The organism is Roseovarius sp. 10, assembly GCF_033100315.1.
Classification (GTDB): domain Bacteria; phylum Pseudomonadota; class Alphaproteobacteria; order Rhodobacterales; family Rhodobacteraceae; genus M30B80.
Genome location: NZ_JAWLVH010000001.1, coordinates 280,175 through 305,174, shown reverse-complemented (window position 1 = coordinate 305,174; position 25,000 = coordinate 280,175). Strand labels below are relative to the sequence as shown.

Sequence of the window (25,000 nt, the reverse complement as noted above, 5' to 3'; positions counted from 1 at the left end):
GTCACGCCCTGTGGCGGGTTTACATCAATTTGCGCCGCCGTGTCACGCGTATATCGAGATCAGAGACTTTCTTTCTGAGGGTATTTCGATTGATCCCGAGCAAATCAGCACATTTCGCCTGATTGCCGCCCGTGGCCTCAAGCGCAATTTCCAAAAGTGGCGTTTCCACTTCGCGCAGGATTCGTGCGTGCAAGCCTGGGGGCGGCAAAACACCGCCGTGAAGATCAAAATAACGCCGCAAATGCTTGGCCACAGAGGCGGATAAACGATCCCCATCGCCGCCGCCTGTTAATGGCTCCATCGCGGGCTGGTTGCCAAGCACAATTTGCAATTCGGCACGCGCGATTTCTTCGCCCTGTCCTGTGACCACCAAACGGCGAATGGTATTTTCCAATTGCCGCACATTTCCCGGCCATGAATAGGCACGCATCAATTCAACCGCATCATCAGACAAGCGGCGCAAGGGCATGCCATCGCGTTCAGCGCGGATCAAGAAATGCTCGGCCAAAAGCGCAATATCATCCACCCTTTCGCGCAAGGAGGGCACAGAAATCGACACGCCCCCAAGGCGGTAGAATAAATCTTGACGGAAATCGCCTGCATCCATTTTTTCGGACAGATCGCGCTGGCTTGTGGCCATCACACGGGCATCATTCTCGCGCATCGTGTCAAGCAGACGCACGATACGGGCCTGCGCCTCATCGCTGAGATCAGACACCTCATCAAACAGGATCGAGCCGCCCTTGGCCCGCGCAAGCAGCGTGGATGGCCCATCGACCCCCTCAAGATCATCGGCGCTCGCCACAACAAAAGGCAGCGTACGGCGGTCTGAAAAATCATGGATCGCCCGTGCAATCAGGCTTTTGCCCGTGCCGCTTTCGCCAGAAATCAGAACGGGCAGATCGGTGTTCATCACCCGCGCAACCAATCGATAGAGCGCCTGCATCGCTGCCGTGCGCCCCACAAGCGGCAGATCATGCTGCGCGACAGTGGCGCGCGCCTCACCATCAGCGCCAGTATCCCGCGCAGGCGGCGCAACGGCGGCCCGCCGTTTTTGATCCAGCGCGCGGGCCGCGCGTTTCATCAAATCTGGCAAGTCAAAGGGTTTAGGCAAATAATCATAGGCATCTTTTTCGGTGGCTTGGATCGCCGTCATGATCGTGTTTTGGGCCGATATGATGATGACCGGCAGGCCGGGGCGCGTTTCGGTGATCTTCGGCAATGTCTCAAGGCCGTTGCCATCTGGCATGACCACATCGGATATCACCAGATCACCCTTGCCTTCTTCGACCCACCGCATCAGCGTCATCAAGCTAGAGGTTGCGTGAACCTTGCACCCTGCCCGCGTCAACGCCTGCGTCAATACAGTGCGGATTGTGCGGTCATCATCTGCAACCAGAACGGTGCCATCCATCGTCTCAACTCCTACTCACACGCCGCGCGGCGCGATTGGCAAAGATATCCGAAACACTGTTCGGCCTGGCACGCTGTCCAGCGCGATCCAGCCATCGTGGTCGGAAATGATTTTAGAAACCAAGGCAAGGCCAAGCCCCGTGCCATTTTCGCGCCCCGATACGAAGGGTTCAAAAATTTCGCTTTGACGCTCGAGCGCAATGCCTGGGCCATCGTCAATGATCTCGACCTGCAGGGGCATAGACGCGGCGCTGCCATCGCGCTTGCGCAGTCGCAAGCCTGCCTCGTAAAAACTGCGAATGGTGATTGTGCCCCCTTCACGGCCCGCTTCGGCGGCGTTTTTCAAAAGGTTCAAGAACACCTGCAAAATCTGATCCGAGTCCACCCAAGTCGGCGGCAAAGACGGGTCATATTGATCCAAAATGCGCATATGCGCAGCAAACCCCACCGCCGCAGATTTGCGCGCGCGATCAAGGATATCGTGGATATTTACCGCCTTACATTCAGGCGGGCGCAGGTTTCCGAATTCTTCGACCTGCTCAAGCAGTTTTACGATACGCCGCGTTTCCTCTACGATGAGATCGGTCAACTCGCGGTCTTCGCCGCTGGCATTCATCGATATCAACTGCGCGGCACCCGTGATGCCTGCAAGTGGGTTTTTGATCTCATGGGCCAGCATCTCGGCCATACCAATGGCTGACCGCGCGGCGGATTTACTGACCAAGCCCCGATCAAGCCGCCCCGCCAATTCGCGGCTTTCAAGCAGCATCATCACCTGATCGCCCCCCTCGCTCACAGGGGCAAGCTGCACGTCACAAGATACTGGTTTTTTAGATCCCGTGCCAACATCCACACCGCCCACAAAAAGCGCGGATTGACCTTGACGCACGCGGGCCAATGCCTCCTCCATCGGGGCATCCACAAAGACGCGATCCCAGACTGGGTTGCCTGTCAAACTGCGCTCTGAGGCGTTCAGAAATGTCTCAGCCGCAGGATTGACCGATAGGATCAAATCGCCCCCGTCAATGATCAGCACGGGGATTGGCAAGGATGACCAGATCATATCAGAGGTTACAGGGCTCATGCGGCGCAGCCCGTTTGTGCGCGTTCATCGGTTAGGGCCGCGCGCAGCAGGCGCAAAACCTGCTCGGGGTCATCTGTGGTCAGCACGGCACGCCGTGGCGCATCCCCAACCCCAGCCGCATCCAGATACCAACCCAGATGCTTGCGGGCGACCTTTGCCCCCAGTGTTTTGCCGTAGAAGGACAGCATATCCTCGTAATGGCGCGCGATGATCTGAAAAAGAGCCGCGCCTTTGGGGGCATCAGCGCGCGTCTGGCCCGATAGGCCCGCCGCGATATCGCGCAGCACCCAAGGCCGCCCTTGCGCACCGCGCCCCACCATGACGCCATTCGCCCCCGATTGCGCCATGGCCCGCGTGGCGCTTTGCGGATCCACGATATCGCCATTGGCGATCAGCGGAATATCAACCACCTCACGAAAGGCACGAATGGCCTGCCAATTGGCATGGCCCTTATAGAACTGTGCGCGCGTGCGGCCATGCACGGTTAGCATCGCAATCCCCAAATCTTGGGCCATACGGGCGACCTGCGGTGCGTTTTCGCACGCATCATCCCAACCAAGGCGCATCTTTAGGGTGACGGGAACTGCAACCGCATGTGTCACCGCCTCAAGGACGGCGCGAGCATGAGACAAATCGCGCAGCAAAGCCGCCCCACAGGCCCCCGCACCTGAGCCAGATGTGACCTTTTTCGCAGGGCAGCCCATATTGATATCAATGATCCTTGCGCCTTCGGCCTCTGCCATGCGGGCGGCCTCCCCCATCCAATGGGGGTCACGGCCAGCCAATTGAACGGCTGAGGCCGCAATGCCGAACCCAAGCTCGGCCTTCGCGCGGGCGGCGGGCTTGGCGTTGACCATATCTTGGCTTGCAACCATCTCTGAGACGACCAACCCCGCGCCGAAAGACGCAACCAATTTGCGATACGGCAAATCGGTGATCCCTGCCATCGGGGCCAGAAAGACGGGCGGGTCAAGACTGATATCGCCAAGTTGGATGGGCATATGCGCTGTGCTGCCTATTCTTTGTGCAGTTGGGTTTGGCCTAATCTGCTTTGGGGCGGGAGATCAAAGGAAACGCCACCTTATACTGGGGCAATTTACACAAATGCACAATATTTAATCACCACGACCAAAAAATGTGCAGGACGTTGATCCGTATTGTGCGTCATAGGCTTAGCCCCTATCACCTGATCCATGGATAAATCTGGCCCATCCCACACCGCACACTCTTTGACGGCTGCACCGCTCGTGGCGCTGGTTGTGGCCGCGGGGCGGGGCACGCGCGCAGGCGGCGGTTTGCCCAAACAATATCGCAGTTTGGGGGGCGTCCCCGTTTTACGCCGCGCCGTTCAGGCGCTCTGGGATGCTGCTGATTTCGCGCAAACCATCGTGGTTATTCACCCCGATGATGAGGCGCTCGCCCGTGAGGCGCTTGGGGCGGATGCCGCGCGAGTTACACTTGCCCCTGGCGGGGCCACGCGCAGCGCCTCGGTGCAGGCGGGTTTGGCCGCCGTGAGGGATAAAACCGCCCATGTTTTGATCCATGATGCCGCGCGCCCCTTTGTGGCGGCCCGCATCGTGCAAGATGTGATTGCCGCGCTGCGCGAACCCGGCTGTTTTGCTGCCGCACCTGCCCTGCCCATGACCGATGCCCTGTGGCGCGCGGGCGAAGGCCACGTTTCACAAATTCAATCTCGAGACGGATTGTTTCGCGCACAAACGCCACAAGCCTTTCATTATCCCACCATTTCACAAGCCTATGCCGCCGCAAGCGAAGACGCCGCAGATGATGTCGCAATTGCCCTAGCGCATGGCGTGAAAATTAAGGTGGTTGCGGGGGATGAACAAAATTTTAAACTGACCACAGCGGCGGATTTTATCCGCGCGGGCCATGTCATAGGGGCAAGCGGCGCAATGGATATTCGGATTGGTAATGGCTTTGATGTTCATGCCTTTTGCGCGGGGGATCACGTCATCCTCTGCGGGGTTAAAATTCCGCATGATCGCGCGCTCAAAGGGCATTCGGACGCGGATGTTGGGTTGCACACGGTAACAGATGCGATTTACGGGGCCTTGGCCGAAGGGGATATTGGCACCCATTTCCCGCCATCCGACCCGCAATGGAAAGGCGCGCCAAGCGACATTTTCCTCATTCATGCGGTCAAACTGGCAGCATCGCGTGGCTATGGGATCAGTAATGTTGATCTGACCTTCATGTGCGAGGCCCCAAAGATCGGGCCCGTCTCAGCCGCGATGCGTGCGCGTTTGGCAGAATTGCTGAGCATCGACCTAGATCGCGTATCGGTCAAAGCCACAACAACCGAAAAACTGGGCTTTACAGGCCGCAAAGAAGGGATCGCCGCGATGGCCACAGTCACATTGGTGAAACCATGACATATTGGATTGCAACTGTTTTTGGCGTGGGTCGCCTGCGCCCTGCCCCTGGCACATGGGGCAGCTTGGCCGCGCTGCCGCTTGCATGGGCCTTGCATGAATTGGGCGGGTTTTGGCTGCTTGCTATGGCGACAATCGCCGTCTTTGCCCTTGGATCATGGGCGATTGAAACCGAAATCCGCAGTGGCGCGGAAGATGACCCTTCGGAATTTGTGATTGACGAGGTCGCAGGACAATGGATCGCGCTCTGGCCCGTCTCTTGTGGGGCTATCTTCGCTGATGTCTCTATCTTGGCGCTATGGCCGGGCATTCTAACGGCCTTTGTCGCGTTTCGCCTTTTCGACATTTGGAAACCCGCCCCCGTGGCTTGGGCAGATGCCAAGCGCGGCGGGGTTTGGGTGATGATGGATGATGTGATTGCAGGCTGGCTTGCCGCGCTTGTGGTCGCAATTCTGGCCGCGATCGCGCATCTATGGCTGATTTAAGCGCGGATATCATCCAGACGGCCCGCGACAAGGGGCTGCGCATCGCGACTGCCGAAAGCTGCACGGGCGGCATGGTCAGTGCCGCGCTGACCGATATTGCGGGATCAAGCGCCGTGTTTGAGCGCGGCTTTGTCACCTATTCCAATCAGGCCAAAATTGACCTTCTCGGTGTCTCGCCTGAGACGCTTGCCGCGTTTGGCGCGGTTTCAAACGAGGTTGCGCGTGAAATGGCCCTCGGCGCGAAAACCCGTGCGGGGGTTGAGATGGCCGTGTCGATTACCGGCATCGCAGGGCCTGGGGGTAGCGCACATAAACCTGAGGGCCGCGTTTGCTTTGGCCTTGCAAGCCCTGCGGGCGTGGCGGTCGAGCAAGTTGATTTTGGTGCGCTTGGACGCGCGAATGTGCGCATCGCCGCGCGCGATTACGCCTTGCGCCTGCTGCACGACGCCATTTCGCAAAGCGATTAAAATTTAAGCATAGCGTGTAATTTGCGCATTAATTTCGCGCCAATTTGAAGATTGACCAAGATTTCAGCGCCCATTTCACAGCTTGCCTCTTTTTTCGTCAGATGAATCCCGCTTTGAGGCGGGCAAATGACAAAAGAAGGGACGATGCAATGAATGCTGCCGATACAGCGTGGATCATAGTCGCCACAGCGTTGGTTTTGTTCATGACCTTGCCAGGCTTGGCGCTTTTCTATGGAGGGTTGGTGCGTGCGCGCAACGTGCTCAGCGTGTTTATGCATTGCTACGCAATCGCCTGTTTGATGTCGATTTTATGGCTCGCTTTTGGCTACTCCATCGCCTTTGGGTCTGGCACCTCAGGATTTTGGGGCGGGTTGGACAAGGCATTTCTCAACGGGGTTACCGCAGATAGCCTGTCTGGCAGCCTGCCGGAAATCCTGTTTTTCGCGTTCCAAATGACCTTTGCCATTATCACGCCCGCCTTGATTGTGGGCGCCTATGTGGAACGGGTTGGGTTTGGCTTTGTGCTTTTGTTTTCTGCGCTTTGGATGCTGATCGTTTATGCGCCTGTCGTGCATTGGATCTGGGGCGGCGGTATGATGTCGGATGGTGGCATCTTTGGCGAGACAGGCGTGCGCGATTTCGCGGGCGGGATTGTCGTGCATGAAACCGCAGGCCTTGCGGCCTTGGTGATCGCAGTTTTCTTGGGCGCACGGAAAAATCAAACCACGCCCCCCCACAATCCGGGCTTTGTGATGATCGGGGCCGCGATGCTGTGGGTGGGTTGGTTCGGCTTTAACGGCGGCAGTCAGCTTGCGGCGGATGGCAGCGCGGCAATGGCGCTGACGGTCACGCATATTTCTGCCGCAGCAGCCTCGCTTAGCTGGGGCCTGTGGGAGCGCGTGAAATACGGCAAAACCTCGCTTGTGGGTGTCGTCACAGGCACGATTGCAGGTTTGGCCTCTATCACCCCTGCCTCTGGCTTTGTCGGGCCTGTGGCGGCGCTGATCATCGGGACGATTGCGGGCATTCTTTGCCAAGAGGCGGTGAATTTGATCCGCAACAAGGTCAAGATTGACGACACATTGGATGTCTTCGCTGTGCATGGTGTGGGCGGGATTTTCGGCACCATCATGATCGCCGTCTTTGGACAGGGTGCATGGGTGGCGCAGCTTGGCGCCTTGGCGGTGGTTGGCGCTTACACCATCGTCTTGACCGTGGCCCTTGTAAAACTCGTTGGCATGATCACGCCGCTGCGCGTGGATGCGGAGACCGAAGTAAATGGCCTTGATCTCAGCGTCCATGGCGAACGCGCCTATGATATGAGCAGCTAAATCAAAGATTTACCTGACGACATGAAAGCGGGCTGTCAGGCCCGCTTTTTATTTTTTCCCATATAACGCCTCTGCGCGGGCCTCAAAGGCGCGCACAATCCGCGTCATCGCCTCATGGAAAAACATGCCTGCCGCCCCTTGCAGCAGGCGGTTTTTGAATTCGAAATCCACATCAAAGCTGACCTCGCACCCGCCCTCGGGCAAATCACGCATGCGCCAATTGGATATCATATGGTGAAAAGGCCCATCAATATAGGCGGTTTCAATCCGCATTTCTGCATCGAACAGGCGCACGCGGCTGCCAAATTTTTCGCGAAACATCTTAAAACCGACGATTAAGTCCGCCAACATTTCGCGATGGTCGCCCTGATCTGTGACACTGCGCACGCGTGCGGCCACGGCCCAAGGGATGAATTCAGGATAGCGCGCCACATCCGCCACAAGATCATAGATCTCATGGGCGCGATAGGGCAGCGTGCGCGTCTCGGAATGGGAGGGCATAGACAGCCTTTCATCTTTCTTTGCACCTTGTGATGTCTTAGATATGGCGGCGGAATTCAAGGTAATGAGCGCAAGAAAATGACAGATCGCCCCTATGAAATTGACGTTTTAATCTCGGCCAAGGCCATTGCCGCGCGGATCGAGGAATTGGCACGCGAGATTGAAGCGCGATTTGAGGATACCGATAAACTGGTGGTTGTGGGGCTTTTGCGCGGATCATTCATGTTTATCGCGGATCTGTTGCGCGAATTGAACTTGCCTGTTGAAGTCGATTTCTTAGAGGCGTCTTCCTACGGGAATGAAATGACCTCCTCGCGGGAAGTGCGGATTCTCAAGGATTTGCGCGGCGAAATCGGGGGGCGCGATGTGTTGGTTGTCGAGGATATCGTGGATACAGGGTTTACCTTGAGCCATGTTCTGTCGCTGTTAAAATCGCGCGATCCGAAACGATTAGAAACAATCGCGCTTTTGGATAAACCCGTGCGCCGCGGGGTGGACATCAGCGCCACATGGACGGGGTTCGAAATTCCCGATCATTTTGTTGTGGGCTATGGCATTGATTACGCGCAACGAAATCGTAATTTGCCCTATATCGGCGCCGTGCGGTTCACCTAAGTTAATTGCAGCCAAGGCGATCTACCCCCATATGACAGGGGCTAAATCGGTTTTGGGGGTGGAAGATGGGGCCAATATGGTTGATGCGGGCGGCCAAATGGGCGCGCAACCCGCCATCGGCGCAGCAGGTGAAGCGCCTATTGGTGATTTTCGCGATTGTATTTGCAATCTTTATTGCCGAGCGTTTGGGATTTTGGCCCGATGCCCTAACCTTACCCCCGCGTTAGGGCCGGTCATGTCTCTCACAATCTTGTGACCTTAGCGCGCTATGGCACAGGTCTTGTGCAAAATTAGCATATAAAGTTCGTACCATTCGTGCTTGAATGTCGCGATACTGCTGGTGGTGACCTGATGCTGGACGGGTCATTTGGGACGACCGATTAACAATCCCGCATGAAACGGAGGGTTTCACATGACGTTTTCTGCAAGTTTCACGACCAAATCCATCTTACTGGCTGCTGCTCTTGCTATGGCGGGCCTGCCTGCTTTTGCCAATGAAGGGGCGATTGGTGCGCGTCAGGGGCAGTTCAAGATTATGGCGCTGAATATTGGGGTCTTGGGCGGTATGGCGCGCGGCACAGTGGAATATGACGCTGCACAGGCACAAATTGCGGCAGATAATCTGGCGGCAATTTCGCAATTGAACCAAGCCTTTAACTGGCCCGAAGGCAGCGACATGATGGCCGCAACGACCAATCGCGCCTTGCCCGCCATTTGGGAAAATCAGGACGATTTTCTTGCAAAATGGGCGGCCTTTGGCACAGCCGCGACAGGGTTGCAGGCCGCAGCGGGCAACGGCCTTGAGGCGATGCAAGCGGCGCTTGGCCCTGTGGGGGGCAGCTGCGGCGCCTGCCACGATGCCTATCGCCAGCCCCAATAAGACACAGGATACGGGCCGCCCATGTGGAAGAAACTGATCATCAGCGCCAGTTTGGCCGCTTTTGGCGGGTTTCTTTTGATATGGGCGGTCTTTCCGCGCAACCCAATCACGGCAAGCACAATGGCGGCCCTCGCTGACCCCAATTTAGAGAATGGCGCGCGGGTGTTTTGGGCGGGGGGATGTGCCTCATGCCACGCAGCAAACGGGGCCGAGGGTGAGGCGAGGTTGATCTTGGCAGGTGGGCGCGCCTTTGAAACGGAATTTGGCACATTTTACGCGCCAAATATCAGCCCTGACGCGACTGCAGGCATAGGCGATTGGACAATGCCGCAGTTCTTACACGCCATGCAACATGGCCGCGGACCGAATGGTTTGCCCCTTTATCCTGCCTTTCCTTACACAGCTTATCGTTTGGCTGACCCTCAAGATATGGCTGATCTATATGGCTATCTGCAAAGCCTGCCTGCCGACCCAAGTCTGTCGCGCGACCATGATCTGACCTTTCCCTTCAACATCCGCCCCGCCCTATTCTTCTGGCAGGCCCTCTACCTTGAGCGGGGATATGCGGTCACGGCCCCCTTGAGTGACGAAGCCCTGCGGGGTCGTTATCTGGTTGAGGCCCTCGCGCATTGCGGTGAATGCCACACATCCCGCGGCGCGCTTGGCGCAGTGGATCATGGCGCGTGGTTGAGAGGGGCACCAAACCCTTCGGGACAGGGGCGCATCCCCCCCCTCACCCCAGACGCATTAACCTGGTCGAAGGATGAGATCGCGGCCTATCTTAATGATGGCTTCACCCCAAGCTTTGACAGCGCAGGCGGCCATATGGTCGATGTGATCCGAAACATGGCCATGCTGCAGCCCGATGATCGGGCCGCAATTGCGCAATATCTCAAAGAATTGCCTTAAGCGCCTAATTTTGCCAAACGCGCCGCTTTGAGGCGGGCAAAATCATCCCCTGCATGATAGCTAGAGCGCGTCAAAGGCGTGGCCGAAACCATCAAGAACCCTTTGCCAAACGCCGCCTTTTCATAGGCCTTGAATTCCTCTGGCGTCACAAAACGATCCACCGCGTGATGTTTTGGGGTTGGCTGCAAATATTGGCCAATGGTCAAAAAGTCGATATCGGCGGCCCGCATGTCATCCATAACCTGCAACACCGCTTGGCGGTCTTCCCCAAGGCCAACCATGATACCAGATTTGGTGAACATGGTCGGATCCATCTCCTTGACCCGCTGCAGCAGGCGCAGGCTATGGAAATAGCGCGCACCGGGGCGCACCTCAGGGTAAAGACCTGGCACAGTTTCGAGGTTATGATTGAACACATCGGGCTTTGCACGCACCACGATTTCCAAAACACTTGGGTCGCATTTCAAAAAATCGGGGGTTAGAATCTCGATGGTTGTGTCAGGGGATTGGCGGCGAATAGCGCGAATGGTCTGGGCAAAATGTTCTGCCCCACCATCCTCAATGTCATCGCGATCCACCGAAGTGATGACAACGTGGTTCAGGCCAAGTTTCTTGACCGCATCGGCCACGCGGCCCGGTTCGAAGACATCCAAGGCCTCGGGCGGTTTACCGGTTGCGATATTACAAAAGGTGCAGGCACGGGTGCAAACCTCGCCCATAATCATCATCGTGGCGTGACCTTGGCTCCAACATTCGCCGACATTGGGGCAACCCGCCTCCTCGCAAACGGTGGTCAATTTATGCTCGCGCATGATTTTATGCGTGGCCTTATAGCCTTCCCCAACAGGGGCCTTCACCCTTATCCAAGAGGGTTTTTTCGGCTGTGCCTGATCGGGACGATGCGCCTTTTCTGGGTGACGCTGCTCGGGCAATTTAAGGTCGCGCATGGGTCTGGCTCCGTGACGTTGCGGGGGTAATTTAATCCCTTTGCCACACGATTGTAACCCCGCAGATCACTTTGCCTCACTCGATCATGGCGGGCACCAAGCCGTGATGCGTTTGATAAAATTCCAAAAGGCGTTGCAGCCCAATTTTCAGAACAACCTTTCCTGACCGCGCCGACCATCCCAAGCGGCGCTCGGCCGATTCCATCCCCTCAAGGAAACAGCAGACCCGCATCACAACATCGGACAGACCCGGCCCTAAATGATCCATTGCATCCAAAACACGTTTGCGCGCGGCGGCAGGCCCTTCGCCGATCCCACCATCGCCAAACACGCCGCGATCTGCTGAGGTCAAAAACCGATCCCAATTTTGCGCCACGCGCGGCCCCAATTGGGCGCGCTCAAAATCTTCGCGCAGGCGTTCAGCAGCCTGCACCAAAGGCGCGCTGAGAAACGGCTTGCCATCTGCACCCTTGCGCCGCGCCAAGCCTGACAGGGGCGACTCGTTAAGGTTAACGCGCATCTGTGCATGGCTGCCATTGGCAAAATTTTCGCGCTTGAGGGCATAGTCACCATGCTGCGCAGCAAAGACATTTGGCCCCTGCCCCATATCCCCATCCGATTTGCGGCGGCGGCGGTCTTCCTCGATCAGGCGCTTTAGGGCCAAACGCCCCGTTGGCGTAATCCGATAGGAGGCCACCCGCCCTTTGCGGGTGGCGCATATCCAATCCTTCAGCACAAAAGATTGTGCGTGGCTGCGATCCATCACCGCCGTGCGGGTTTGACCCCCTTCAAGGTTCGGGCGCAAAACAACCGCGCGATCCATATCTTGAGCCACAACCAAAACCGCGTCTTTCTCGCAAAGACGGCGCAAGATACGCCGCGCCTCGCCATCGCTATTAGGGGGGTATTTTTGCGCCTGCTTTGGCGCATGAGCATTCGGAATTGAGGGCATAGGGAGAACATCCTTGGGAGGGAGAGGATCATCGAGATCGGCCAAAGCCTGATCTAAAAGCGGATCATCACGGGCATCTTCGATTTGGCGCACATGGCGCAGTATCGTGCTGGGATGGCTGTGATAGGCCGCGGCGATTTTGGTGAAGGTCAGCCCGTAATGAACGTGGCAAATGTAGTGCTGCACAGGGTCAGAAAACCCCGTCAGCCGATCTGGGTCGGGAAGATCAATCTGATAGGTCAGATCATCATCAGTCATGGATGGAGCCCCCAGATCAAACAACCATAGCGGTCAAGTTGCTTAAGATTTCCCGCAAAGGGTTACTGAAGGGTTAATTTTTGCGAATATGGGGAAAACTCTTTAAATTTCGTAAAGAAAAACGGGCCGCGCGCGCGCTGTGCGCGGAATTCTGCAAGCCTTTGATATGCGAGTGCATTCTTGGGGGGTAAATCTTTATCAGAGAAAGACCCCTCCCCATGGCTGATTTGATGACAACCCTTCAAGATATGCGCCGCCCGCCTTCTCTTGTGCGTGCGGCGCGCTTTGCCGCCGCAGGTCAAAAACCCTTGCGCCAATCAAGCCAAGATCTTTTGGCACGCGAAGAAGCTCTCAATACTGCGCGCTTAAGCGGGGCCGCCCATTACTCGCCCACGCAACATATCACGACCCTTGCTGCGCTGATCCAACTGGCTGAGCGCAAAAGCACAGATGCGACTGCCGCAAAAGAAAACCGCCCCAAGCTTGTGGCATGGGGCGGCGAAAGATCGTGTGACCTAGAAGCTCAAATAAAGGCGTCTGGCATCTCAGATTTGCGTTGCGCGATATAGGCCTTGAGGGCCTCGTCAACCGCAGGGTCTAGCGCGGGCTGGACATATTCAGACAGCATTTTGTCCACCCGCGCAGCCGCCAAGGCCACGCTGTCACGGCTGCCCTCATCCACCCATGTTTCATAGGGCTTATAATCAAGCACATTGGTTTTCCAGAAGGCGGTTTTAAAATTCGCCTGTGTATGCGCACAACCCAAGAAATGCCCGCCAGGGCCAACTTCGCGCAACGCATCCATCGCTTGGGCATTCTCGTCAATCGGCACACCCGCCGCCAGATGGTGCAACACGCCAAGCTGATCCGCATCAAGCACGAATTTCTCAGGGCTTGCGGCCAAGCCACCCTCAAGCCAGCCGCAAGAATGCAGCATGAAATTCACGCCTGACAGCAAACCCATATTCAGCGAATTTGACGTCTCATAGGCTGCCTGCGCATCGGGCAATTTCGAGCCGTTAAACGACCCCGCCGAGCGGTAAGGCAAGTTCAAACGCCGCGCCAATTGGCCTGCACCATATGTGATTTGCGCAGCTTCTGGCGTGCCAAATGTGGGTGCGCCTGAATTCATATCAATCGATGTCACAAAGGCCCCGAATATCACAGGCGCGCCTTTGCGGATCATTTGGCTATAAGCGACAGCCACCATCACCTCGGCCAACACTTGGGTCAGCGTGCCCATAACCGAAACAGGCGCCATTGCGCCCCCCACGATAAAGGGCGAGACGATGCAAGCCTGATTATTCGCGGCATAAACCTCCAATGCGCCCATCATGGTTGCATCGAAAGTCAGCGGGGAATTGATATTGATCAGCGATGTCATGACCGTGTTATTGGTCGCGAAATCTTCGCCGAACAGGATTTTGCACATATCAACTGAGTCTTGCGCCCGCGATGGTTCGGTCACCGACCCCATAAAGGGCTTATCGCTCAGGCTCATATGCGCGTACAGCATATCAAAATGGCGCTTGTTGACGGGAATATCCGTAGGTTCGCACACTGTGCCACCCGAATGGTGCAACCATTTCGACATATAGCCCAATTTCACGAATTTCTGAAAATCAGCCATAGTCGCATAACGGCGGCCACCGACACTGTCCCAAACGAAGGGAGGGCCGTAAACAGGCGCAAGCACCAAAGATTTGCCGCCGATCTCAACACTGCGCTCTGGGTTACGGGCGTGTTGGATAAACGAGGACGGCGCGGTTTTAATCAGGCTGCGAAGCAGTCCTTTGGGAAAACGCACACGCTCGCCGTTTACATCGGCCCCGACATCTTTCCACCGCTTCAGCGCCTCGGGATTTTCCACGAAATTGACACCGATCTCTTCGAGAACAGTTTCCGCGTTCGCCTCGATGATCTCCAGCGCCTCATCCGAGAGGATTTCGAGATTGGGGATTTTGCGTTCGATATATTTCGCCGCTTCAAGTTTGGGTGCGCTGCGCTCCGCACGGCGGGCGGCTCCGCCACCCCCTCTGCCCCGACGTCGATCTGCTGCTGCTTCGCTCATGGTTTTGCCCTCTCGAAGTGACATAAATTTCAATCCCGCAAAAATTGCGGGGCAGGTGTGTTGCCGCTTTTATCTTGCGAAACATTGGGGGCGATGGCGATTTGCGCCATTTGCGAGGGGAAAGCGACATTCGCGCTCTTGCGCGCGCGCAAAGCCTCGCCTATGCGAAGCATATGACGATAGAACCCATTGCCCAATCCCATGAGCGGCTTCTGATCATTGATTTCGGCAGCCAAGTGACGCAACTGATTGCTCGCCGCCTGCGCGAGCAAAATGTATATTGCGAAATTCATCCCTATCAAAATGTCGATGCCGCGTTTTTGGCGGAATTCGACCCCAAGGCGGTGATTTTCTCTGGCGGGCCAGATTCGGTGATGCGCGAAGGATCCCCGCGCCCGCCGCGCGCCGTGTATGATCTGGGCGTGCCGATCATGGGCATCTGCTATGGTCAGCAGGTGATGATGCAGGATCTCGGTGGCACGGTTGAGGCAGGCGAACACGCCACCGCCGAATTTGGACGCGCCTATGTGACAAAAACCACCTCCCAATCAGATTTTGTGGATGGATGGTTCAGCGCGGAGGATGGCCGCGAACAGGTTTGGATGAGCCACGGCGATCATGTCAGCAAAATTGCCGATGGGTTCGAAGTGCTTGGCACTTCCCCAGGCGCGCCTTTTGCGATCACCGCCGATGTGAACCGCCGTTTTTACGCGGTGCAATTCCACCCCGAGGTGCATCACACCCCCAATGGCGCGCAGCTCTATAAGAATTTTCTCTCCATCGCAGGTTTTCGCGGCGATTGGACGATGGCGGGCTATCGTGACCAAGCGGTCGCCGCCATTCGCGAACAAGTTGGCGATGCTAAGGTGATTTGCGGCCTCTCAGGCGGGGTTGATAGTTCGGTTGCGGCGGCGCTCATCCATGAGGCCATTGGCGATCAGCTCACTTGCGTCTTTGTCGATCATGGCCTGCTGCGCATGGGCGAGGCTGAGGAAGTGGTCACGATGTTCCGCGATCACATGAACCTGTCCGTGATCCACGCGCAAGAACAGGATTTGTTCCTTGGTGCGCTCGAAGGGGTCAGCGATCCCGAAGTAAAGCGCAAAACCATCGGCAAATTGTTCATCGATGTGTTCCAGAAATATGCCGATGGCATCGAAGGTGCCGCCTTTTTGGCGCAGGGCACGCTTTACCCCGATGTCATTGAAAGCGTCAGCTTTTCTGGCGGGCCAAGCGTCACGATCAAAAGCCATCATAATGTGGGCGGCCTGCCCGAAAAGATGGGTCTGAAACTGGTCGAACCCTTGCGCGAATTGTTCAAGGACGAGGTGCGCGCCTTGGGGCGTGAACTGGGTCTGCCCGCGCATTTCATCGGCCGCCACCCCTTCCCTGGGCCCGGTCTTGCGATCCGTTGCCCCGGTGAGATCACGCGCGAAAAGCTAGAAATCCTGCGCAAGGCCGATGCGGTTTATATCGACCAAATCCGCAAGCATGGGCTTTATGACGAGATTTGGCAGGCCTTTGTCGCGATCTTGCCCGTGCGCACCGTGGGTGTCATGGGCGATGGCCGCACCTATGACTACGCCTGCGCCCTGCGGGCTGTGACATCAGTTGATGGGATGACAGCGGATTACTACCCCTTTAGCCATGATTTCTTGGGCGAAACCGCAACGCGCATCATCAATGAGGTCAAGGGCATCAACCGCGTGACCTATGACATCACCTCAAAACCGCCCGGAACGATTGAGTGGGAGTGAGGCGCGAGCCTTAACTCTCGGGCGCTTGATACACACCCTGCTCTTTAAGAGCGTCAATTACCTCTTCGGGCATATAGGTCTCGTCATGGCGGGCGAGGATTTCGGTTGCTTCAAACACGCCATCAATTAGGCGGCCTGTGCCAACCATGCCTTCGCCCTCGCCAAACAGATCTGGCAAAACACCCGTGTAAGACACAGGGATGGAGGCCGCGCCATCGGTGACGTTGAAGGTGATGGTCGCTCCTTGGCCGCGGCGCAGGGTCCCCTCCTCGACTAAACCGCCGATGCGGAAGGTTTTATTCGCTGCGGGCGGGTTTTCGGCCACCTCGGCGGGCGGCATGAAGAAATTGATGCCATCACGAAACCCATACCCAACCAGCACGGCCATGCCCCCAAGGAAAAACACAGCCAGCATAACAATTTGAATACGGCGTCTTTTTTTCAATGTTTGCATCGTCTTACACCTATCATTCCATCACGCCGTCACGCGGGATCATGGGAAAAGCGCGAGGTTTTCTAACCCTTGCTTTTCGTCAAACCCAAGCATCAGATTGGCGTTTTGCATCGCTTGACCCGATGACCCTTTGCACAGGTTATCAAGCGCGGCAAAAACAATCGCGCGGCCCGCGCGCCGATCTTTTGCCACCCCTATATAGGCATGGTTCGAGCCACGCACATCATGCGTTGACGGGGCTGCGCCAAAGGGTAGCACATGCACAAAAGGCTCGGATGCATAAGTTTCGGCCAATGTGTCGTAAATCGCCTCAGCCTCGCCCTTGACATAGACCGTAGCCAAGATCCCGCGGTTAAACGGGGCGAGATGGGGGGTGAATTGCACCTCAACCTTGCGCCCTGCGAGGGCCGAAAATTCTTGATCAAATTCCCCCAAATGGCGATGTGTGCCGCCCACCCCATAGGGGTTTGTGCCTTCGGAAAGTTCGGCATGAAGCAGGTTTTCTTTTAGGCTACGCCCTGCCCCCGACACGCCAACCACCATGTTGATGATGATCTCATCAAGATCAATCAGCCCTGCCGAAATCAAAGGCCGCAAGGCATATTGCCCCGTGGCCGCGTTGCAGCCTGTGCCTGCGACAAGGCGCGCCGCTGATATTTCATCGCGGTAAAATTCGGTCAGGCCATAGATCGCTTCGGCCTGCAATTCTGGGGCGGCATGGGGTTGGCCATACCATTTTTCATAGGCCACAGGATCGCGCAGACGAAAATCCGCGGAGAGATCCACAATTTTCAAATCGCGCGGCAGGTCTTTGATCACCGCCTGCGAGGTCGCATGGGGCAGCGCGCAAAAGGCCAGATCAATATTCGTGAAATCAATGTCTTCGATTTTCTGAAGAACGGGCAAATCTAAGTGGCGCAAAAAGGGAAACACATCCCCCATCGCCATACCCGCCTTGCGCTCGCCTGACAGGGCCAGGATGCGCATGCCCCCATGCCCATGGATCAGCCGCACCAATTCCGCGCCCGTATATCCAGAGGCCCCTAGGATCGCGATATTCTTTGTCATTCCATCTCTTTCATGCATCAGGAAGCTCTGCCTGTTCAAAGGCAATCTTGCGGCGCAAAAACTGTGTGGCCTTATTCGATACTTTTTGCGGGTCGCCTGTTGTCAAAAACTTCGTCACGGCCCCCGCACCGACCATTTCAGGGCGGCGGGTCAGATAATCGGCCAGACTTTCGGCAACCAGATTGGGCTGGCTGTATACGGCCACATCAGGGCCAAGGGCAGTGCGGAAATGCTCTTCAACCAGCGGGTAGTGGGTGCAGCCCAAAATGGCCGCCTCGGGGCGCGGCATACGGCGCAAAAGCGCCTCAACATGGCTACGCACCATCGCCTCGGCCAAGATCATATCGCCCATCTCAATCGCATCCACCAAGCCGCCGCAGGGCTGTGCTTCGACATCAACGCCAATGGCGCGAAAGGCCAATTCACGTTGAAACGCGCGGCTTGAGACAGTTGCAGGCGTAGCAAAAAGCGCCACATGTTTTACCGCAACTTCGCGGGGGGGCGAGTTATCCCCCCACTGCCGCTCGGTCAGCGCCTCAATCAGGGGCACAAACACGCCAAGGACGCGCTTGTCTTTCGGAACCCACCCCTCCTGCATGCGCCGCAACGCGGCAGCAGAGGCGGTGTTACAGGCTAAAATCACCAGATCACAGCCTTGATCAAACAGGCATTGCACCCCGCGCGTGGTCAGGTGGTAGATATCTTCTGCATCCCGCACTCCATAGGGCGTGTGCGCGTTATCGCCGAAATATACCAATGGCAAATCGGGCAATCGCCGCGTGACCGCATCCAACACTGTCAGCCCGCCAAGGCCTGAGTCAAATATGCCGACCGCCATCTTCCTGCCTTTCATGCCGCTTGGCGAGACGCTTTTGATCAAATTCAAACCCGCGCAGGCGGGGGTCAATCGGCGTTTGGCTCAAGCGATAGGTTTCGCTGCGTAGAAAATCCATCAATGCGGGCGGATTGTCCAGATGAGCTGCCATATCTTGCCGCGAAATTGGCCTGCCCACGGTCACGTCAAGCGGCACTTTCATCCGTTTGCGAAATTCACGGATCAGCAACCCCATGCGCAAGGTGACATGGATATGGCTCATGATCTGGAAAAGACGCGAATTCTGCCCTTCAAAGAAAATCGGGATCATGGTTGCCCCTGAACGCGCGACCATGCGCGCGGTAAAGACTCGCCAATCTGGATCCATCGGAACGCCAAAGGGCTTGGCCGCAGTCGAAACTGTGCCGCCAGGAAAAATGCCAATCGCGCCCCCTTGATCGAGATAGGAAAACGCGGCCTTACGTGTGGTGATGTTTTGCGCAACCGCCTCTTTGGTTTCATCGAAGGAGACGGGCAAAATGATCCGCTCAAGATCGGGGGCCTTGCGGAAAATTTGATGCGCGAGAATGCGAAAATCCCCGCCACGGCGCTGCGATAAGATATGCCCCATAATCAACCCATCCAAAATACCAAACGGATGGTTCGCAATCAAAATCAGTGGCCCCGCCTCGGGAATGCCCTCTAGCCCTGCCCCGTGATAATTGATCTTCAGGCCGTAGCGATCGCACATCACCTGCCAAAAATCATGACCTGCCGCCACTTGATCCTCATAGCCTTCGGCACGGCGGATCAAGGACAGGCGCCCTGTCGTGTTTTCCAACAGACGTATCACCGCACGCCCCATTCGGGTCTGCGCCGAGGTCGCATAGGTGATATCACGCGCCACCTGATAGCGCTTTAATTTGCGGGGATGTTCTGTCATCCATGCCCCCGCTTCGGCCAACCCCAAAGGCAGATCAGCTCTAGCGCAACATGGGCGGCAGCCACCGCCGTGATCTCGCCCGTGTCATAGGGGGGGGACACCTCAACCACATCGCCGCCGATTAGGTTAATCCCCGCCAATCCGCGCAGGATCAGGGCCACCTCACGGCTGCTCAAGCCCCCCCAGACGGGCGTGCCTGTTCCAGGGGCATGGGCCGGATCAAGCGCATCAATATCAAAGGAAAGATAGACAGGCGCATCACCAAGCCGCGTGCGAATTGCTGAAATCACATCCGCCACACCGCGCCGCGCCACATCTTGGGCACTGATGATCTCGATGCCAAGATTGTCGTCCACCACTGTGCGGATACCCACATGGATTGACCGCTGAACATCAATCAAACCTTCCTTCACCGCCTTGTAGCAGAAGGTTCCATGATCCACCCGCGCAGGCGCATCATCAGGCCATGTGTCGGTATGGGCATCAAATTGCAGCAGCGCCACGGGCCCGAATTTGGCCACATGGGCGCGCAAAATCGGCAGGGTGATCGAATGATCTCCGCCCAAGCTAATCACATTCGCCCCTTGCGCCAAAATGCCTGCGATATGCGCCTCAATTGCGGCGGGCGTCTGCGCGGGTTGCGCATAATCCAGTGCCATATCGCCGTAATCGGCGATCGCAAATTCCTCAAGCGGCGAGAAACCATCCCACCCAAAGGGCGGATCAAAAGGTTGCAAACTTGAGGCGGCGCGGATGGCGCGCGGGCCAAATCGGGTGCCTGCGCGATGCGTCACCGCCTGATCAAAGGGAATGCCTGTAATAGCCAGGTCCACCCCCGATAGGTCTTTAGACAGTTTGCGGCGCAAAAAAGAAGGCACCCCAGAAAACGCATTCTCAAACGCAAGCCCTTTGAACGATCCCGCCGTAATGGCCAGATCAATTTGGCTTTTGGCATCTTCCAGCGCCATTTTGCGCCTCTCCCTTACTGTCCTTGATCCGTTCTGTTCCAGCTTTGGGAAAAACTCAAGCCAAACCCGCCACGGCGACTGGCCTCAAGGGTGAAATTCGACTAGATCTACCCCAAAGATCAAAAAGGATGGGCAGATGACCGAGCAGACCGATAAATTGCGCCAAGATTTTATTGACGCGATGAGCCTTTGCGCGAATTCCGTCTGCGTGGTCAGCACCGATGGTGTTGCAGGTTTGGGCGGCTTGACCGTCTCAGCCATGAGTTCTGTTTCTGCAGACCCAGACACCCAAGCCGATGGCCCAACCATGTTGATTTGCGTTCATGCCAATTCGACATCGCTGCCCGTCATTCTGGAAAATGGCGTATTTTGCATCAATATCCTCGGCCAAGGATCTGATAAGATAGCAGAAATTTTTGCAGGCCGGCATGGCCTCACAGTGGCTGCGCGCTTTGACGGGGTGGCCTATGCCCCGCTTGCCACGGGTGCGCCTGTTTTCTCAGATGCTTTGGCCGCCTTTGATTGCAGCATATTAAAATCAGACACCATCGGGACGCATCATGTGATTTTCGGCGTGGTGCGCGCCGTGACCCTCTCCGATCAGACCGAGCCGCTGATTTACCACAAACGCCGCTTTCGCGCCCTTGCGCCGGAAACCAAATAAAGGGATGCGCCATGTATGATCGTGATCTGATTGAAAATGGCGGCGGTTCTATGGCCCGCCTTCTAGAGATCATGCGCGCCTTGCGCGACCCAGAGGCGGGCTGCCCTTGGGATATCGAGCAAGATTTCGACAGTATTGCCCCCTACACGATTGAGGAGGCCTATGAGGTGGCCGATGCAATTTCGCGCCGTTCATGGGGCGAATTGCGCGGCGAATTGGGGGATCTGGTTCTGCAATCGGTCTATCATGCGCAAATGGCGGAAGAAGCGGGATATTTCACCTTTGACGATGTTCTGCACGACATTTCCGACAAGATGGTCGCGCGCCACCCACATGTGTTTGGTGCAGAAAATCGCGACAAATCCGCAGACCAACAGGTCGAAGATTGGGAAAAGATCAAGGCCCGCGAGCGCGCCGCCCGTGCGAAAACGGGGGTTTTGGCCGATGTTGCACTCGGCTTGCCCGCCTTGATGCGGGCGGAAAAACTACAAAAACGGGCAGCACGCGTGGGGTTTGATTGGCCACAGATAGATCAGGTGATCGATAAAATCGCCGAAGAATCCGCTGAATTGGCCGAGGCGCGCGCGACCCTCCCCCAAGAGAAAATTGCAGAAGAAATGGGGGATTTGCTGTTTGTGATGGCCAATCTGGCGCGCCATCTCAAGGTAGACCCTGAAACGGCCTTGCGCAAAGCGAATGAAAAATTCACCCGCCGTTTCAATTATATAGAAAACGAACTTCGGGCTGTTGGTCGCAGCGCAGATCAGTCCAACCTCGAAGAGATGGAAGCCCTGTGGCAAGAGGCCAAGACCAAGCGGCTGTAACGCCGCCATCTTGCCAAGCCTGTGATTTTGGCTACCTTCCTGCCTTGGCGCGATTTTGGGGCGCCTAACCTAGGAAAGCGTGCACTGATGAGCCAAGCAAACCAACAGCGCCCCGCATTGGCGGCGCTCTGGATGACAGGGGCAATTGTCGCCTTTACCCTAATGGCCATCGCAGGGCGCGCTGTCTCCTTTGAATTGGACACATTCGAGATCATGACCTATCGCTCGGCTGTGGGGGTTGTGGTGGTTGCGATCCTTGCCACTGTCTTTGGCAAATGGAGTGAGGTCAAACGCGACAAGCTGCCGATGCATATGGGGCGCAATATCTTTCATTTTGCGGGGCAAAATCTGTGGTTTTACGCGATCACTGTGATCCCACTTGCGCAGGTCTTCGCGCTTGAATTCACCTCGCCGCTTTGGGTCATGCTTTTGGCTGCCCTGTTTTTGGGCGAGCATTTGACGCGGCTCAAGCTATTTGTCGCGGTTGTGGGGTTCATCGGCATCCTCCTTGTCGTGCGCCCTTGGGTGGCGCCCCCCTCTGCGGGAATGATCATTGCCGCAGCGGCGGCGCTTTGTTTTGCCAGCACCGCGATTTTCACCAAGCGCCTGACGCAGAGCCAAACCATCACCTGCATCATGTTTTACCTCACCATCATGCAACTGGTCTTTGGACTGGTGTGCAGCCTTGCCGATGGGGATATGGCCTTGCCGACAGGGGGCAATGTGGCGTGGATTGTTTTGATCGGCTTTGCGGGGCTCGTGGCGCATTTTTGCCTGACATCCGCCCTCAGTGTCGCGCCCGCCTCGGTGGTGATGCCACTGGATTTTGTGCGCCTGCCTGTGATTGCCCTGATTGGGGTCATGCTCTATGCCGAACCCCTTGACGCCATGGTTCTTTTGGGGGCAGCCCTTATTTTCGGGGCGAATTACCTCAATATTACAGGCGCCGCGCGGCTAGAACGCCGCAATTCCGCCATCAGCTAAATGTAACTTTTTAGGCATTTTTTATATATACAAGAAGGGTGTGCTTGCGCTTAATGATCACCAAGGGGGATCATTGTAGGAGGGACACCCATCATGACCCGTAAGCGTTGGTTGCTTGCACCCGTTTATTCACTTTTATGCAGCCTTTTCATTGGCCAAGTCGCCTATGCAGGGGGCCTAGATCAAACCACATTCTCACCGCTCATCCTGTTCGAGGATGGCGGTTATGCCGAAATCAGCGCACAGCGCCGCGATATTACAGTGTCAGGCGCACTTGTCGCCGCGCCAAACGTGGGCGCACAAAATGTCCTGCAAAACCGCACCACGCTGAATTTGGGATATAAGCAAGATTTGGGTGATCGCATGGGCGTGGCCTTGCAAATCACCACCCCCTATGCTGCCAACACCGCCTATACTGCGGCGGGCTATCCGCTGAACGGCACCACTGCCACATTGGAAAGCCGTGCGATCACGGCGCTTTTATCCTATGACATCGGCCAAAACGCCTTTGCTTATGGTGGTCTGCGCCTGTTGCAATCGGATGGTGATATTTACGTTTCGCTGAATGCAGGCTTGCCGAATGTCTTTTCCTACCGCTTTGATGGCGAAAGCGATACAGGCCTTGGCTATGTTCTGGGGCTTGCCTATAGCCGCCCTGAATTCGGCACCCGTCTGGCCCTTAGCTATACCAGCCCGATTGATTTGACGTTTTCAGGCCAAGAGGGGCGGGTATTGGGCGCGGCAGGCGCGACCCCTGCCCTCAGCGACACGCGGTTTGGCGTTGAGATGCCCGCAACCCTCAGCCTTGATTTTCAACAGGGCATTGCGACCAACACCGCCCTTTTTGGCCGCATTCAACAAAGCCGTTGGGGGGGATTTGAGATCAGGCCAAACCTCTATCCCGCAGGTGCATTGGTCACCTATCGCGATGATGTCATGCGCTATGATTTGGGCGTCAAGCATCGCCTAAGTGAGGCATGGGGTATATCGGCCCTGTATTCGCAAGAACCGCAAACGGGCGGCCTATCAAGCAACCTTGCCCCTGTTGATGGCCTATGCGGCTTCACGCTTGGGGCCGAATATACACGCGGCGGCGCGGCCATCGGCTTTGCCCTCTCTGAGGTGCGATTTGACGACACAACAACGGGGCTTGGAACCACGCCCTTTGCGCGGTTCAACGGAAACAGGGCAAGGCTTGTCACGATCCGTCTCAGCCATCGCTTTTAAGGCGGCGCGCAAAATCGCCATTGGAATTTGGCAGGTTTTCGGGATAGACCTGCCAAAACAAGGCTTTGGCAAAGGCGGCAGGCCCTATGGAAATGCTTTATAAATCCGCAAGCGATTGGCGTGCAGCGGCGCAAAAACAGGTTCTTTTTTTCGGGATGTCAGGCCTTGGCAAGACACGGCTTGCCAATTTGCTACGCGATGCAGGGGATTGGTTCCACTATTCCATCGATTACCGCATTGGCACCGCCTATATGGGCGAGCATATTGTCGACAATCTCAAACGTCAGGCAATGCAAGTGCCGTTTCTGGCAGATTTGCTGAAGTCGGATTCGATTTATATCGGTTCGAACATCACGTTTAACAATCTCGCGCCGCTCTCTACCTTCCTTGGAAAACCTGGTGATCCTGCCAAGGGAGGGGTCGGGTTTGACGAATATATGCGCCGTCAGGCGCTGCATCGGCGCGCTGAGATCAACGCCCTTTTGGACACGCCCAGCTTTATCATCCGCGCGCGCGACCTTTATGGATATGCCAATTTCGTCTGCGACACCGGCGGCTCTATTTGCGAGGTGGTTGACCCCAATGACCCGCAAGACGAGGTGCTGCGCACGCTTGCGCAAAATTGCCTGATGATTTGGATTGAAGGCAGCGAAGATCATACTGAGGAATTGATCCGCCGCTTCACCCGTGCGCCAAAGCCCATGTATTACCAACCGCAATTTCTGAACGCGCGATGGGCTGACTATCTGGCAGAAACAGGGCTGTCGCCCGATGCGGTCAATCCAGATGACTTTATCCGAAACACCTACGCGGCGGCCTTGCATCATCGCGCGCCGCTCTATCGCGACATGGCGAAAAACTGGGGCCTGAGGGTCAGCGCCGAAGATGTGGCGCGTGTGTCCGATGCCCAAGATGTGATTGATTTGATCGCCTCTGCCCTTGAGGCGCGCGGCGAGATCACCTAAATCCCCTGCTCGCGCGGAAGATACGG

27 protein-coding genes are annotated in these 25,000 nt (G+C 56.5%); 15 read left to right on the top strand and 12 right to left on the bottom strand.

The genetic code is table 11. The features are described 5' to 3' along the window. Positions 1–19: 19 nt before the first annotated feature. Genes RYZ18_RS01475 through dusB form a run of 3 tightly spaced genes read right to left on the bottom strand, consistent with a single transcriptional unit; the run spans position 20 to position 3,498 of the window. Entirely contained in the window at positions 20–1,414 is a 1,395-nt protein-coding gene (locus tag RYZ18_RS01475) for a response regulator (RefSeq protein ID WP_317654615.1), read from the bottom strand. A gap of 15 nt (positions 1,415–1,429) precedes the next feature. Then, the gene (locus RYZ18_RS01470) at positions 1,430–2,497 is read right to left on the bottom strand and encodes a two-component system sensor histidine kinase NtrB (RefSeq protein WP_317654614.1); all 1,068 of its coding nucleotides are present in this window, start codon (positions 2,495–2,497) and stop codon (positions 1,430–1,432) included. Further along, a complete protein-coding gene (dusB, locus tag RYZ18_RS01465) occupies positions 2,494–3,498 on the bottom strand; it encodes a tRNA dihydrouridine synthase DusB (RefSeq protein ID WP_317654613.1) in 1,005 nt (334 codons plus the stop codon). The genes RYZ18_RS01470 and dusB overlap by 4 nt, the downstream gene beginning before the upstream one ends. Positions 3,499–3,690: 192 nt before the next feature. Between dusB and RYZ18_RS01460 the strand changes: the two genes are divergently transcribed. The 4 genes from RYZ18_RS01460 to RYZ18_RS01445 all read left to right on the top strand — a co-directional run bounded on the left by RYZ18_RS01460 (position 3,691) and on the right by RYZ18_RS01445 (position 7,173). Next, positions 3,691–4,890, top strand: coding sequence for a bifunctional 2-C-methyl-D-erythritol 4-phosphate cytidylyltransferase/2-C-methyl-D-erythritol 2,4-cyclodiphosphate synthase (locus tag RYZ18_RS01460; protein WP_317654612.1), 1,200 nt, complete (start codon positions 3,691–3,693; stop codon positions 4,888–4,890). Then, on the top strand, positions 4,887–5,375 hold the full coding sequence (locus tag RYZ18_RS01455) for a phosphatidylglycerophosphatase A (protein WP_317654611.1): 489 nt from the start codon (positions 4,887–4,889) through the stop codon (positions 5,373–5,375). The genes RYZ18_RS01460 and RYZ18_RS01455 overlap by 4 nt, the downstream gene beginning before the upstream one ends. Continuing rightward, the gene (locus tag RYZ18_RS01450; RefSeq protein WP_317654610.1) at positions 5,363–5,842 is read left to right on the top strand and encodes a CinA family protein; all 480 of its coding nucleotides are present in this window, start codon (positions 5,363–5,365) and stop codon (positions 5,840–5,842) included. The genes RYZ18_RS01455 and RYZ18_RS01450 overlap by 13 nt, the downstream gene beginning before the upstream one ends. Before the next feature lie 149 nt (positions 5,843–5,991). Further along, entirely contained in the window at positions 5,992–7,173 is a 1,182-nt protein-coding gene (locus RYZ18_RS01445) for an ammonium transporter (RefSeq protein ID WP_317654609.1), read from the top strand. 48 nt (positions 7,174–7,221) lie between these two features. Here RYZ18_RS01445 and RYZ18_RS01440 read toward each other — a convergent pair whose 3' ends face one another. Beyond that, on the bottom strand, positions 7,222–7,674 hold the full coding sequence (locus RYZ18_RS01440) for a type II toxin-antitoxin system RatA family toxin (RefSeq protein ID WP_317654608.1): 453 nt from the start codon (positions 7,672–7,674) through the stop codon (positions 7,222–7,224). 78 nt (positions 7,675–7,752) lie between these two features. On the opposite strand from RYZ18_RS01440, the gene hpt reads away from it, so the two are divergent. From hpt to RYZ18_RS01420, 4 genes are all read left to right on the top strand, one after another. Continuing rightward, positions 7,753–8,289 carry a hypoxanthine phosphoribosyltransferase gene (gene hpt / locus RYZ18_RS01435; RefSeq protein ID WP_317654607.1) on the top strand — a complete coding sequence of 179 codons (537 nt, stop codon included), beginning with the start codon at positions 7,753–7,755 and terminating at the stop codon, positions 8,287–8,289. A gap of 65 nt (positions 8,290–8,354) precedes the next feature. Beyond that, positions 8,355–8,516 carry a hypothetical protein gene (locus RYZ18_RS01430; protein ID WP_317654606.1) on the top strand — a complete coding sequence of 54 codons (162 nt, stop codon included), beginning with the start codon at positions 8,355–8,357 and terminating at the stop codon, positions 8,514–8,516. Positions 8,517–8,701: 185 nt separating this feature from the next. Then, positions 8,702–9,169, top strand: coding sequence for a c-type cytochrome (locus tag RYZ18_RS01425; RefSeq protein WP_317654605.1), 468 nt, complete (start codon positions 8,702–8,704; stop codon positions 9,167–9,169). 21 nt (positions 9,170–9,190) lie between these two features. Continuing rightward, positions 9,191–10,078, top strand: coding sequence for a cytochrome c (locus RYZ18_RS01420; RefSeq protein ID WP_317654604.1), 888 nt, complete (start codon positions 9,191–9,193; stop codon positions 10,076–10,078). Here RYZ18_RS01420 and lipA read toward each other — a convergent pair. Next, positions 10,075–11,025, bottom strand: a complete 951-nt coding sequence (gene lipA, locus RYZ18_RS01415) for a lipoyl synthase (RefSeq protein WP_317654603.1) — start codon at positions 11,023–11,025, stop codon at positions 10,075–10,077. The genes RYZ18_RS01420 and lipA overlap by 4 nt on opposite strands. Positions 11,026–11,101: 76 nt before the next feature. Continuing rightward, positions 11,102–12,235, bottom strand: a complete 1,134-nt coding sequence (locus RYZ18_RS01410) for a DUF6456 domain-containing protein (RefSeq protein WP_317654602.1) — start codon at positions 12,233–12,235, stop codon at positions 11,102–11,104. A gap of 218 nt (positions 12,236–12,453) precedes the next feature. Between RYZ18_RS01410 and RYZ18_RS01405 the strand changes: the two genes are divergently transcribed. Next, entirely contained in the window at positions 12,454–12,804 is a 351-nt protein-coding gene (locus tag RYZ18_RS01405) for a DUF6477 family protein (protein ID WP_317654601.1), read from the top strand. On the opposite strand, the gene RYZ18_RS01400 is transcribed toward RYZ18_RS01405, so the two are convergent. Next, the gene (locus RYZ18_RS01400) at positions 12,759–14,306 is read right to left on the bottom strand and encodes a trimethylamine methyltransferase family protein (protein WP_317654600.1); all 1,548 of its coding nucleotides are present in this window, start codon (positions 14,304–14,306) and stop codon (positions 12,759–12,761) included. The genes RYZ18_RS01405 and RYZ18_RS01400 overlap by 46 nt on opposite strands. A gap of 173 nt (positions 14,307–14,479) precedes the next feature. On the opposite strand from RYZ18_RS01400, the gene guaA reads away from it, so the two are divergent. Further along, positions 14,480–16,063 (top strand): glutamine-hydrolyzing GMP synthase, encoded by a 1,584-nt coding sequence (gene guaA, locus RYZ18_RS01395; RefSeq protein ID WP_317654599.1) that lies wholly within the window; start codon positions 14,480–14,482, stop codon positions 16,061–16,063. A 10-nt stretch (positions 16,064–16,073) separates the two neighbouring features. On the opposite strand, the gene ccmE is transcribed toward guaA, so the two are convergent. Genes ccmE through speB form a run of 5 tightly spaced genes read right to left on the bottom strand, consistent with a single transcriptional unit; the run spans position 16,074 to position 20,310 of the window. After that, a complete protein-coding gene (gene ccmE, locus RYZ18_RS01390; RefSeq protein ID WP_317654598.1) occupies positions 16,074–16,517 on the bottom strand; it encodes a cytochrome c maturation protein CcmE in 444 nt (147 codons plus the stop codon). A gap of 39 nt (positions 16,518–16,556) precedes the next feature. Beyond that, positions 16,557–17,585, bottom strand: a complete 1,029-nt coding sequence (gene argC, locus RYZ18_RS01385; RefSeq protein WP_317654597.1) for an N-acetyl-gamma-glutamyl-phosphate reductase — start codon at positions 17,583–17,585, stop codon at positions 16,557–16,559. Positions 17,586–17,595: 10 nt separating this feature from the next. Beyond that, complete coding sequence (locus RYZ18_RS01380) at positions 17,596–18,423, bottom strand: glutamate racemase (protein WP_317654596.1); 828 nt, start codon at positions 18,421–18,423, stop codon at positions 17,596–17,598. Then, positions 18,404–19,342 carry a lysophospholipid acyltransferase family protein gene (locus RYZ18_RS01375; RefSeq protein ID WP_317654595.1) on the bottom strand — a complete coding sequence of 313 codons (939 nt, stop codon included), beginning with the start codon at positions 19,340–19,342 and terminating at the stop codon, positions 18,404–18,406. Before RYZ18_RS01375 ends, RYZ18_RS01380 begins: the two co-directional genes overlap by 20 nt. Continuing rightward, positions 19,339–20,310 (bottom strand): agmatinase, encoded by a 972-nt coding sequence (gene speB, locus RYZ18_RS01370; protein WP_317654594.1) that lies wholly within the window; start codon positions 20,308–20,310, stop codon positions 19,339–19,341. The genes RYZ18_RS01375 and speB overlap by 4 nt, the downstream gene beginning before the upstream one ends. A 136-nt stretch (positions 20,311–20,446) precedes the next feature. Here speB and RYZ18_RS01365 point away from each other — a divergent pair, with 136 nt between their 5' ends. The 5 genes from RYZ18_RS01365 (at position 20,447) to RYZ18_RS01345 (ending at position 24,974) form a co-directional block, all read left to right on the top strand. After that, the gene (locus RYZ18_RS01365) at positions 20,447–20,974 is read left to right on the top strand and encodes a flavin reductase family protein (protein ID WP_317654593.1); all 528 of its coding nucleotides are present in this window, start codon (positions 20,447–20,449) and stop codon (positions 20,972–20,974) included. Between the two features lie 11 nt (positions 20,975–20,985). Next, positions 20,986–21,798, top strand: a complete 813-nt coding sequence (gene mazG, locus RYZ18_RS01360; protein ID WP_317654592.1) for a nucleoside triphosphate pyrophosphohydrolase — start codon at positions 20,986–20,988, stop codon at positions 21,796–21,798. A gap of 87 nt (positions 21,799–21,885) precedes the next feature. Next, a complete protein-coding gene (locus RYZ18_RS01355) occupies positions 21,886–22,782 on the top strand; it encodes a DMT family transporter (protein ID WP_317654591.1) in 897 nt (298 codons plus the stop codon). Between the two features lie 93 nt (positions 22,783–22,875). After that, positions 22,876–24,009 (top strand): outer membrane protein transport protein, encoded by a 1,134-nt coding sequence (locus RYZ18_RS01350; protein WP_317654590.1) that lies wholly within the window; start codon positions 22,876–22,878, stop codon positions 24,007–24,009. A 92-nt stretch (positions 24,010–24,101) separates the two neighbouring features. Then, on the top strand, positions 24,102–24,974 hold the full coding sequence (locus RYZ18_RS01345) for an ATPase (RefSeq protein WP_317655781.1): 873 nt from the start codon (positions 24,102–24,104) through the stop codon (positions 24,972–24,974). Positions 24,975–25,000 lie beyond the last annotated feature (26 nt).

What these genes read in the sequence shown, in the direction of transcription:
- RYZ18_RS01475 (WP_317654615.1), bottom strand. Translation starts at nt 1,414, where the DNA reads ATGGATGGCACCGTTCTGGTTGCAGATGATGACCGCACAATCCGCACT.
- RYZ18_RS01470 (WP_317654614.1), bottom strand. Translation starts at nt 2,497, where the DNA reads ATGAGCCCTGTAACCTCTGATATGATCTGGTCATCCTTGCCAATCCCC.
- dusB (WP_317654613.1), bottom strand. Translation starts at nt 3,498, where the DNA reads ATGCCCATCCAACTTGGCGATATCAGTCTTGACCCGCCCGTCTTTCTG.
- RYZ18_RS01460 (WP_317654612.1), top strand. Translation starts at nt 3,691, where the DNA reads ATGGATAAATCTGGCCCATCCCACACCGCACACTCTTTGACGGCTGCA.
- RYZ18_RS01455 (WP_317654611.1), top strand. Translation starts at nt 4,887, where the DNA reads ATGACATATTGGATTGCAACTGTTTTTGGCGTGGGTCGCCTGCGCCCT.
- RYZ18_RS01450 (WP_317654610.1), top strand. Translation starts at nt 5,363, where the DNA reads ATGGCTGATTTAAGCGCGGATATCATCCAGACGGCCCGCGACAAGGGG.
- RYZ18_RS01445 (WP_317654609.1), top strand. Translation starts at nt 5,992, where the DNA reads ATGAATGCTGCCGATACAGCGTGGATCATAGTCGCCACAGCGTTGGTT.
- RYZ18_RS01440 (WP_317654608.1), bottom strand. Translation starts at nt 7,674, where the DNA reads ATGCCCTCCCATTCCGAGACGCGCACGCTGCCCTATCGCGCCCATGAG.
- hpt (WP_317654607.1), top strand. Translation starts at nt 7,753, where the DNA reads ATGACAGATCGCCCCTATGAAATTGACGTTTTAATCTCGGCCAAGGCC.
- RYZ18_RS01430 (WP_317654606.1), top strand. Translation starts at nt 8,355, where the DNA reads ATGGGGCCAATATGGTTGATGCGGGCGGCCAAATGGGCGCGCAACCCG.
- RYZ18_RS01425 (WP_317654605.1), top strand. Translation starts at nt 8,702, where the DNA reads ATGACGTTTTCTGCAAGTTTCACGACCAAATCCATCTTACTGGCTGCT.
- RYZ18_RS01420 (WP_317654604.1), top strand. Translation starts at nt 9,191, where the DNA reads ATGTGGAAGAAACTGATCATCAGCGCCAGTTTGGCCGCTTTTGGCGGG.
- lipA (WP_317654603.1), bottom strand. Translation starts at nt 11,025, where the DNA reads ATGCGCGACCTTAAATTGCCCGAGCAGCGTCACCCAGAAAAGGCGCAT.
- RYZ18_RS01410 (WP_317654602.1), bottom strand. Translation starts at nt 12,235, where the DNA reads ATGACTGATGATGATCTGACCTATCAGATTGATCTTCCCGACCCAGAT.
- RYZ18_RS01405 (WP_317654601.1), top strand. Translation starts at nt 12,454, where the DNA reads ATGGCTGATTTGATGACAACCCTTCAAGATATGCGCCGCCCGCCTTCT.
- RYZ18_RS01400 (WP_317654600.1), bottom strand. Translation starts at nt 14,306, where the DNA reads ATGAGCGAAGCAGCAGCAGATCGACGTCGGGGCAGAGGGGGTGGCGGA.
- guaA (WP_317654599.1), top strand. Translation starts at nt 14,480, where the DNA reads ATGACGATAGAACCCATTGCCCAATCCCATGAGCGGCTTCTGATCATT.
- ccmE (WP_317654598.1), bottom strand. Translation starts at nt 16,517, where the DNA reads ATGCAAACATTGAAAAAAAGACGCCGTATTCAAATTGTTATGCTGGCT.
- argC (WP_317654597.1), bottom strand. Translation starts at nt 17,585, where the DNA reads ATGACAAAGAATATCGCGATCCTAGGGGCCTCTGGATATACGGGCGCG.
- RYZ18_RS01380 (WP_317654596.1), bottom strand. Translation starts at nt 18,423, where the DNA reads ATGGCGGTCGGCATATTTGACTCAGGCCTTGGCGGGCTGACAGTGTTG.
- RYZ18_RS01375 (WP_317654595.1), bottom strand. Translation starts at nt 19,342, where the DNA reads ATGACAGAACATCCCCGCAAATTAAAGCGCTATCAGGTGGCGCGTGAT.
- speB (WP_317654594.1), bottom strand. Translation starts at nt 20,310, where the DNA reads ATGGCGCTGGAAGATGCCAAAAGCCAAATTGATCTGGCCATTACGGCG.
- RYZ18_RS01365 (WP_317654593.1), top strand. Translation starts at nt 20,447, where the DNA reads ATGACCGAGCAGACCGATAAATTGCGCCAAGATTTTATTGACGCGATG.
- mazG (WP_317654592.1), top strand. Translation starts at nt 20,986, where the DNA reads ATGTATGATCGTGATCTGATTGAAAATGGCGGCGGTTCTATGGCCCGC.
- RYZ18_RS01355 (WP_317654591.1), top strand. Translation starts at nt 21,886, where the DNA reads ATGAGCCAAGCAAACCAACAGCGCCCCGCATTGGCGGCGCTCTGGATG.
- RYZ18_RS01350 (WP_317654590.1), top strand. Translation starts at nt 22,876, where the DNA reads ATGACCCGTAAGCGTTGGTTGCTTGCACCCGTTTATTCACTTTTATGC.
- RYZ18_RS01345 (WP_317655781.1), top strand. Translation starts at nt 24,102, where the DNA reads ATGCTTTATAAATCCGCAAGCGATTGGCGTGCAGCGGCGCAAAAACAG.